Annotated in this window: 7 protein-coding genes and 1 pseudogene; 6 read left to right on the top strand and 2 right to left on the bottom strand. The window is 53.4% G+C overall.

Annotation, left to right across the window (positions count from 1 at the left end):
- From HMPREF0908_RS02890 to HMPREF0908_RS02870, 5 genes and pseudogenes are all read left to right on the top strand, one after another.
- Nucleotides 1-1,164 (top strand): YkvI family membrane protein (locus HMPREF0908_RS02890; RefSeq protein WP_006689936.1); only part of this gene is annotated, 1,164 nt, incomplete at its 5' end.
- A pseudogene (gene alr / locus HMPREF0908_RS02885) lies at nucleotides 1,133-2,238 on the top strand (alanine racemase). The gene HMPREF0908_RS02890 and the pseudogene alr, both read left to right, overlap by 32 nt.
- A 103-nt stretch (nucleotides 2,239-2,341) precedes the next feature.
- A complete protein-coding gene (locus HMPREF0908_RS02880; RefSeq protein ID WP_006689933.1) occupies nucleotides 2,342-3,556 on the top strand; it encodes a DUF819 family protein in 1,215 nt (404 codons plus the stop codon).
- 12 nt (nucleotides 3,557-3,568) lie between these two features.
- Nucleotides 3,569-4,549 (top strand): dipeptidase, encoded by a 981-nt coding sequence (locus tag HMPREF0908_RS02875; RefSeq protein WP_006689932.1) that lies wholly within the window; start codon nucleotides 3,569-3,571, stop codon nucleotides 4,547-4,549.
- 125 nt (nucleotides 4,550-4,674) lie between these two features.
- On the top strand, nucleotides 4,675-5,274 hold the full coding sequence (locus HMPREF0908_RS02870) for a cytidylate kinase-like family protein (protein WP_232294908.1): 600 nt from the start codon (nucleotides 4,675-4,677) through the stop codon (nucleotides 5,272-5,274).
- 65 nt (nucleotides 5,275-5,339) lie between these two features.
- Here HMPREF0908_RS02870 and HMPREF0908_RS02865 read toward each other — a convergent pair whose 3' ends face one another.
- Both HMPREF0908_RS02865 and HMPREF0908_RS02860 read right to left on the bottom strand, forming a co-directional pair.
- Nucleotides 5,340-6,644, bottom strand: coding sequence for a threonine/serine exporter family protein (locus HMPREF0908_RS02865; protein WP_040572361.1), 1,305 nt, complete (start codon nucleotides 6,642-6,644; stop codon nucleotides 5,340-5,342).
- Between the two features lie 175 nt (nucleotides 6,645-6,819).
- The gene (locus HMPREF0908_RS02860; protein ID WP_006689930.1) at nucleotides 6,820-8,169 is read right to left on the bottom strand and encodes an MFS transporter; all 1,350 of its coding nucleotides are present in this window, start codon (nucleotides 8,167-8,169) and stop codon (nucleotides 6,820-6,822) included.
- A 143-nt stretch (nucleotides 8,170-8,312) separates the two neighbouring features.
- Between HMPREF0908_RS02860 and HMPREF0908_RS02855 the strand changes: the two genes are divergently transcribed.
- On the top strand, nucleotides 8,313-8,993 hold the full coding sequence (locus HMPREF0908_RS02855) for a Crp/Fnr family transcriptional regulator (RefSeq protein WP_006689929.1): 681 nt from the start codon (nucleotides 8,313-8,315) through the stop codon (nucleotides 8,991-8,993).
- Nucleotides 8,994-9,044: the final 51 nt, after the last annotated feature.

The following is a 9,044-nucleotide window of genomic DNA, read 5'->3' as shown; positions in this document are numbered from 1 at the left end:
CCTTTTTTACAGAAAACCATTCTGAAAAGACTGAAAGGACTGATCAAATTGACCTCTTGGAAGCGTGTCTGTATCCTTGCTGGATCCTATCTCGGCTTTATGATCGGGACAGGTGTGGCAACGGGACAGGAAATCCTTCAGTATTACACAGCGAACGGCTATATGATCTTTGGTACGGCTGTCGTCATCGCGATCATCTTTATCGTCGCAAACTATGGCTTTGCTCTCGCGGGGCGTGACCACAATGCAACGAGCGGGAAGCAGGCATTCATCTTTTACAATGGAACCTTCCTTGGAAAGTTCTTTGACTGGTTCACGGTATTTTTCTGCTATCTTTCTTACTGCGTTATGGTTGCCGGCGGTGCCGCAACACTGCAGCAGCAATACGGCGTGCCAGTCTATGTTGGTGCGGCGATCGTTGCCGTCCTTGCCGGTTTTTCCGTTGCCCTTGGCCTCGGCAAACTCGTCGATATCATCGGCCGCGTGACGCCAGCGATGCTCTTTGCCATCGTCGGTATGCTCTTTGTTCACCTCGTTCAGCACTATGACACGCTGCTTCCCAACATGGCGTTGATCTCCTCGGGACAGCTCGATATGACACGCGTCGGCAGCAACTGGTTCATGTCAGGAATGTCGAACGGAGGCTACAGTATTCTGATGCTTGCGAACTTCAGCGCGGTGCTCGGTGCGCGTGAGAACTTCAAGACACTGTTTCGTGCCAATGTTCTCTCGACGATTCTTCTCGTCGTGCTGAATACGATCATCGGCCTTTCGATCATGACACGCATCACGGATCTCTATCAGGTGCAGATCCCGAACCTCGTGGTTGTGGCAAGCCTTTCGCCGGGTCTGACGACCATCTTCGGCGTGCTGATCTTTATTGCCGTTTATACGACGGCGTGCCCGCTCCTTTGGACGGCTGTGGCTCGTACGGGACAGGAAGGGACGATGAAGTATAAAACCTGGGCTCTCGGACTTGCCGCCCTCGGATTCTTCTTCGGCATGTTCGTTCCGTATCACATGATGCTCAACTATGTGTATGGGCTGAATGGTTACATCGGCTTCATTGTGATGGCGCTCATGTCCATTAAACTCATTCGGATGAAGTTCTTCGGGAAGGGAAGTGATTCAAATGCCGAATCGAGCAGCATGGGCGGAGATTGATCTAGGGGCGCTCGCCCATAACTATCGTGAGATTCGCAGCCGAATCCAAAAGAGAGCAAAGCTATGTGCTGTGGTGAAGGCGGATGCATACGGACACGGAGCGATCGCCGCAGCGCGGGTTGCGCTCGATGAGGGGCGGACTACCTCGCGGTAGCAACGCTCTCGGAGGCACTCAAGCTGCGGGCGGCAGGCTTTACAGCACCACTCCTCATCCTTGGGCTCGTGGAGCCGGAGAGTGCACGTGAGGTCGTCGATGGTGATATCACCCAGACGGTCTGCCGCATGGATCTCGTTGAAGCACTGTCGCAGGAAGCTGTACGGCAGGGCAAGACAGTGAAAGTGCATCTGACCATTGAGACCGGTATGGGGCGTATCGGCGTGCATCCGAAGGATGCGGCAGAGACGGCGAAGAAGATTGCCGCACTCCCCAATGTGGAGCTTGAGGGGATCTTCTCCCACTTTGCACTCGCTGATATTCCGGATAAGACGTTTACCAAACAGCAGGTCAAACTCTTCAAGGACGCCTGCGATGCAATTGAGGCGGCGGGCATTCATATCCCCATCAAGCACATTGCAGAGTCAGCAGCGATCCTTGAGATTCCCGACGTGCACTTCGATATGGTGCGCGCCGGCATCATCCAGTATGGTCTCTGGCCCTCGGATGAGGTGACGCGCCCGATTGACCTCCGTCCGTGCATGAAATTCTGTGCGCGAATCGTCTATATCAAGACGATTCAGCCCGGAGAGTCTGTCGGGTATGGACGCAAGTTTATTGCAGAGCGTGAGACACGCATCGCAACTCTGCCCGTCGGCTATGCAGACGGCTACATTCGTGCCTATGCAGGCGGCAGTGTCGAGGTGTGCGGGAAACGCGCGCCCATCGCAGGACGTGTCTGCATGGATCAGTTTATGATCGATGTTACGGATATTCCCGAGGCAAAATTGGGGGATGTCTGTACGCTCTTCGGCTCGGATAGCCTGACGGCAGATGAGATTGCGGGGTGGGCAAATACAATCAACTATGAGGTTGTCTGTCTTGTTTCCGAACGCGTGCCGCGTGTGTATAAAGGGTAGTGTGCGAAACAGCATCTATCTTTATTGATTACGGGGCTGCTGCAATCTCTTTCGCGGCAGCCCCGTAACATTGTTTTGTATTCATTTGGAGGAAGGTGTTCTCATGAATACGCTTGTCAGCCCGGAGAATACGTGGGTGCTCATGACGGTGATGCTTGTCTCTGTTGCGGTATCGGTCTACTTGGAGCAAACCTATGCGTGGGCATCCCGTATTTCAGGCGCTGTGATTGCGCTGATTTTTGCACTTGTTCTGGTCAATACGAGTATTATTCCGCCCCATGCGGAGCTGTACGATGATATTGTCTGGGGCTACATTGTACCAATCGCTATACCATTGCTGCTCCTCCAGACCAACATCGTGAAGATCTGGCGGGAGACAGGGCGACTGCTCATCATCTTTTTGATTGGTGCGGCAGGGACAATCTGCGGTGCATTGATTGGCTGTGTTCTGCTTGGTTCTGCGATTGACGGACTGCCGAAGGTGGCAGCGATGATGACCGGCTCCTATATCGGCGGCGGTGTGAATTTTACCGCGCTTGCCGATGCGTTTAAGGTGAGCGGTACGCTGGTCTCATCGACGATTGTGGCAGATAATCTCAATATGGCGATCTACTTTCTGATTCTCTTGGGCATCGCCGGGAATGGATTTTTCAGACGTATGTATACACATCCGCTGATTGATCATGTGGAGAAGAACGGTGCATCCGATGAGGGAAAGACACTTGCGGCAACGTATTGGGGGCGCAAGGATATTTCTCTGCGCGACATTGCCATGTGTGTGACCTATGCCGTTGTCGTCGTTACCGTATCGAAGTTTATCGGTGCGACGCTCGGCACGCTGATCTCGCCCGATGTGAACTGGTTTACGAAGATGTGCAATACATTCCTCAGCAGCCAGTATGTCTGGATTACACTGATTTCGATGATTTTTGCGACATTCTTTGAGAAACAGGCATCGTCAATGAATGGTGCGCAGGAAATCGGCACGTTCTTTATCTATATGTTCTTCTTTGTGATCGGTGTTCCCGCATCCATCATGGAGATTCTGACGAATGCGCCGCTGCTCTTTGTGTTCTGCCTGATTATGGTCATCGTGAACATGCTGTTCTGTCTGATTGGCGGAAAGCTGTTCGGCTTTTCCCTGGAGGATATTCTCGTCGCATCCAACGCGAATATCGGCGGTCCAACGACGGCAGCCGGCATGGCAATCTCTCAGGGGTGGAATGCACTGGTCGGACCTGCGATGCTTGTGGGAACACTTGGGTATGTGATCGGCACCTATCTCGGGATTATTGTCGGCAGCCTGTTGGGGGCATAAGGAGATGGAGCAATGAAACGTGATATCGGTACATTCGATATACATTCTGATCTCTTTACCAATGTGACACTGCACCGTCAGGCTGGTGAAACGGATATCATCCGCAAGTATCATATCAAGCAGCTGCATAAGGGGAGTGTCGGTGCGATGCTCTGCTGCATCTGGATTGATCCGCCGTATACAGCGGATCCGCCGGCACGTATGATCGAGATTATGTCATCTGCTTGTGCCGAGCTTCGCGGTGCAGCAGATATTGCGGAATTCGCACGCTCTTCTGCTGATATTGAGCAAATCTGTGCCGCGGGCAAGCTTGCCATTCTCCTTGGCATGGAGGGGCTCAGCGGTCTGCGTGGACAGGTGGATTTTCTGGATGTCCTCTATGCGTGGGGAGTCCGTCACGCTATGCTGACATGGAACGAAGTGAACGTATTCGCCCACGGTGCGTCCTGCCATGAGGATAAGGGGCTTACGGAACTTGGTGTCAAAGCACTTGCCCGGATGGAAGAACTTGGTATGCTGATTGATGTGTCGCACGCCAATGAGCGGACGTTCTGGGATGTCTATGAACACACGGAGAAGCCGTTTATTGCCTCGCATTCCAATGCCTATGCACGTTGTTCCCATGCACGCAATCTGAAGGATGATCAGATCAAGGCACTCGCACAGCGCGGCGGCGTGATCGGAATGAATGCATGGCCGGAGTTTATCGATGCCGAAGCACCGAGTGTCGAGTGCCTTGCCGATCACGTGGATCATATCCGTGCACTTGTCGGTATCGATCATATTGCCTGTGGATTTGATTTCTGTGATTATCTTACGTCGGATACGCTGGATTCCTTTACATCGAGTGATGTGGTGACAGAGGGGCTTGAAAGCGCAGCAGATATTCCGGCGCTGTTTGCCGTGCTGGGTGCACGTGGGTATAGTGATGCAGATCTTGAAAAGATTGCCCATGGCAATATGATGCGTGTTGTCAGGACAGTGATCGGCTGAGTTCTATCCTTTGTTCATCTGATTCCAGTTGCCGCAGAACTGTCCGACGATTATGTATAATCTTATTGCGTATGAGATAAGAAATCGTTATAATAGGATGTATAGAGAATGAGGAGGTAATGCACATGAAGAAGAATACTGTTATTACCATTAGTCGCCAGTACGGCAGCGGCGGCCGTCAAATCTCTCGACTCCTTTCGGAGAAGATGGGGGTTAAGCGTTATGACCGCACGGTCGTTGCTATGGCGGCAGAGAGCCTTGGCGCAGGTGATCGTCTTGAGGATGTTTTGAGCCGTTCCTACGAGGTGCCAAAAGCGAGCCTCGGGGCAATCAGTACAGCCCAACTCGACACAGTTCCCGCGTATAATACGCTCTACAAGGAACAGGCGCATATTATTCGTTCGATTGCTGCCGAGGGAAATGGGGCGGTGTTCCTTGGTCGATGCGCTGAGATCGTTCTTGCGGGGCAGCCGGAGGTCTATTCCTTTTTCATCTGTGCGGATGACGCGTTCCGTACAAGGCGTGCCGGTACACATTATGGCGGTATGAGTCTTAAGCAGCTCAATGAGATCGAGGAGAAGCGCAGCAACTACTATGCCTTCTATACGGGCAAAAAGTGGGGAGATCCGCAGAATTTTGATCTTGTCATCAATACAAGCCGTATTCCGCTGGAACAGGCGGTTGATCTCATCATTGACTATGTGAATCGTGTGCAGGGCGAATAGTTCCTGCGGAATATGAAAAGAGGGCATGATTTTCCCTATGCGGGAGACATGCCCTCTTCGTATGCTCACCTTTCTGCCGCACGCGCTCTGATGATCTCGTTGATTTCACTCTGCTGCTGGTGTTCGATACGCCGCTGGATGAAGATGTTCGGGATAGAGACGCCGACAACGACGGCGAGGATGATGGTGACACCGTTGACGCCGAAGCGCAGCGCCTCGAGCAGTTCCTCGACGGAGATGGTCTGGATGTGGAGGACGGCGAAGAGGAGACGATAGAGGAGAACACAGGGGATGAGCGGGATAACTGGCGGGATGATGAGAAGGGTGTTTGGCGTGTGGACAATATGGATGACCTTGAGCGCCGCGATGCCGACGAAGGCCGCCGCCACGAAGGAGCCGAGTGCCTGTGGCTGTCCGAATTCGAGCATGAGAACGTTGCGGATGAGCATAGTGACGATGCCTTCGACGGCGACGATGGCGAGCAGCCTCTTCGGTGTGTTGAACATGACGGAGAATCCGCCGGCAGCAAGTGCGGCCGCGATTGCCTGATTGAGGTAGGTATCTGTGGGCTGGATATGGACATCGGAGATGTTTCCCACACCGGCGATGAGAATGGCAAAGGCAATGCCGAAGGTCATGCCGCCGATGATAAGCATGGTATCCATGGCGCGCGTCATGCCCGATGTGGTGAAACGGTTCAGTACGTCACTTGCCGCATTGATGGACGGCAGTCCGGGCATGAGGAAGATGGTGCACGCAACGAGCGCGTACCACAGTGTACCAAGTCCAAGTGCAGCGGGGATGGCCCACGCAAATATGGTGGCGACAAATCCGGTAATCATGGCACAGGCATAGGGATTGAAAGCATACTTGTTGCTGAGGCGATGTGCGATGAAGCCCATGAGTGCCGCAATGGTGGCGACGAGAGACTCTTCCCAGCTCCCGCCGAACAGCTTGCACGAGCCGCCCGAGCCGACGGCAGCTCCGAGCGCGATGCCCCAATGCGGGTAGCAGAGTGCACGTGCACGGATGCGTGCGATGGCGTTCTCGGTGGCAGCGATGGGCGTGTTGCCGCGCAGGATGCGCCAGGTAAGTTTGCTCACGGCGGCGAGAACGGCGAGGTTCACGCCGTGTTTCATGCACTTGCGGAACTGCGTAAAGGAGCGTTCGTCGTCGCAGACGTTCAGCATAAGCGTTGTGTAGGTAATGTGGGATTGGATGTTTTCAGCAGGGATGCGCAGGTGGACTGCCGCGCGTTTCATATCGCGGATGACGCGTGCACAGTCGGCACCGTTCTCCATCAGCGCCTGTCCAATGTCCAGCAGGAGCTTCATTTTGTAGTTGAGTGTCTTGTTGTCATCGTCCGCCATATTTCGAATTTCTTTGCGCCCCACAGTAGGATACTCCCTTCCTTGTTTCCCTATTTCTCTTTGATGACGCTATTATAACATAGACTTTGGCTGCGTAAAATACTGATGCATGGGAGAGGCGAGGGCAAAAAAAGGACCGCCAAAAATGGCGGTCAGTATGTGCGTCAAAGATCACTCAGCACTTGATGCCTGAGCCCTTGCGTGCGTAGAAGAACCATGTGATGATGATGGTCAGAACAGTGAAGGCGATGAGAATGTAGAATGCAGGAATAACGCTGCCCTGTGTTCCGTATGCCCAGCCAAAGATCTTCGGGATGAGGAATGCGCCGTACGCCGCGATCGCCGCCGTGAAGCCTGTGACGAGTGAGGCGTGTACAGGACTGTCAAAGACAAACGGGATCATGCGGAAGGATGCGGCGTTGATGAAGCCGGTCGAGAAGAAGAGCACAAGGAACGCGCCAAAGAAGAGCGCAAAGTTATGTGCCTGAATACCCATAACGGTGGCAATACAGGCGATAAGCATGAGGAGCAGCGAGTAGAATGTGACCTGCGAGCCGCTGTTGACCTTGTCTGCTACCCAACCGCCGATGGGGCGCACGCCCGCACCGATGAACGGTCCGAGGAACCCCGCATAGGCAAAGGAAACCTCGGGGAACTCGCGATTGACGAGAAGTGCAAGCGCAGCAGAGTAGCCGATGAACGAACCGAAGCCACAGGTGTAGATCACGGTAATGAGCCACGTATGTTTATTGCCAAAGATGGACATCATGCTGCGCGGACTCTGCTTTGGGATGGGCAGGTTGTCCATGAACATCCAGACGAGGATCAGGGTCAGAGCGGTCGGAATCGCCCAGAAGTAGCAGACATTCTGAATGTAGATCTCTTTGCCCGCCTCATTGAGGAGCGGTGCGCCGAAGAGTCCTCCAAAGCTCATGCCGAGGAGCATGGGGGCGGTCAAGTAGATGAGCGAGACACCGAGGTTGCCAATGCCGGCGTTGATGCCGAGAGCAAGCCCTTTCTGCGACTTCGGGAAGAAGAAGCCGATGTTCGCCATCGAGGATGAGAAGTTTGCGCCTGCGATGCCGATGCCCGCGACGAGAAGGACGAAGGTGTCATAGGTCGTCGCGGTGTCTGTGAGTGCATTCCCCAGACCAATGAGCGGGATGAGGAGCAGCGCAGTCGAGATCAGCGTCCAATTGCGTCCGCCGAGCATGGCGGGGAGATAGGTGTAAACGAGACGCCCCGTCGCCCCGACAAGCCCCGGTAGGGCTGCGAGGGTAAAGATCTCATTGTCCGTAAAGTGAAAGCCAATGTGGTTGAGCTGGGCGGCGATTGTCGCCCACATTGTCCACGCAACGAAGGCGAGGGTCAGCGCCCATGTGGAAGTATAGAGGTTCTGCTTGGCGATGCGTTCGCCCCAGCGTTTCCAGAACACCTCATTTTCAGGGTCCCAATGCTCGAGAATTTCTCGGCGTGTTGGATTCTCGCCAAGGACGGCGAGAATGTCCTTATTTTCCATTTCCATCTCTCCCTTATATATCGTATTAATAAATGAAATTATAGTGAAAAAAAATTACCTTGTATGTGACGAATATCACATGAACTTTTCTGTTTTTTCGATAGGATAAATTATAATGTTACTTCGTATCACAGAAGGGGGGGAACGGAGTGGATAAGGAGGCGCTCATTCAAGAACTTGCATCGATTCCGGGCAAGGTGGTTTCGCTGCACGATGGGGCGTTTCTCTATCGTGAGGGTGCACCGGCGCACTATTTCTATATTGTGCGCTCGGGACATATCTTTGTTGTCAAATACGGCGCATCAGGGCGTGTGCTTGCGCTGCGGCTGGCGACAACAGGAAGTCTCGTCGGGGAACTGCCGATCTACGAGGAGAAGCCGACCTATCTCTTCAGTGCGATTGCGCGCAGTGCCGCCGAGGTCTATGCAATTGAGTTCCCCGTACTGGAGGCGTATCTCGAAAAGAATCCGCCTCTCGCGGTTGCTCTGCTGAAGCTCATCGGGATGCACATGCGCAAGCAGCATCTTAAGTTCCGTGATCTCGTGCTCTACGGCAAGAAGGGCGCGCTCTGTTCGACCTTGATACGTCTGGCAAACAGCTATGGGATGGAGACGGATGAGGGAGTTCTGATCTCCGTGCCGCTTACCAATCAGGAACTTGCGAATTATTCTGCATCAGCACGTGAGAGTCTCAATCGGATGCTTGCTGAACTCAGAAAAAGCGGCGTGATCGATATGCGTGGGCACCTGATCCTGATTAAGGATATTGACTATCTGAAAAAAACAATCCACTGCGAGAACTGCGGTGTGGAGATTTGTAATATTGAGTGAATAAAGGCTGCTGCACGAAATGAATGTGCCGCAGCCCTTTTTTGCGGGGAT

It is taken from the genome of Centipeda flueggei ATCC 43531, assembly GCF_000160695.1.
Taxonomy (GTDB): Bacteria; Bacillota; Negativicutes; order Selenomonadales; family Selenomonadaceae; genus Centipeda; species Centipeda flueggei.
The sequence above is the reverse complement of the archived record's forward strand: the minus strand, read 5'-3'. Positions and strand labels throughout refer to the sequence as shown.

Excerpts from the sequence above, each read along its gene's own strand:
- HMPREF0908_RS02880 (WP_006689933.1), top strand. The coding sequence starts at position 2,342 with ATGAATACGCTTGTCAGCCCGGAGAATACGTGGGTGCTCATGACGGTG.
- HMPREF0908_RS02865 (WP_040572361.1), bottom strand. The coding sequence starts at position 6,644 with ATGGCGGACGATGACAACAAGACACTCAACTACAAAATGAAGCTCCTG.
- HMPREF0908_RS02875 (WP_006689932.1), top strand. The coding sequence starts at position 3,569 with ATGAAACGTGATATCGGTACATTCGATATACATTCTGATCTCTTTACC.
- HMPREF0908_RS02860 (WP_006689930.1), bottom strand. The coding sequence starts at position 8,169 with ATGGAAATGGAAAATAAGGACATTCTCGCCGTCCTTGGCGAGAATCCA.
- HMPREF0908_RS02870 (WP_232294908.1), top strand. The coding sequence starts at position 4,675 with ATGAAGAAGAATACTGTTATTACCATTAGTCGCCAGTACGGCAGCGGC.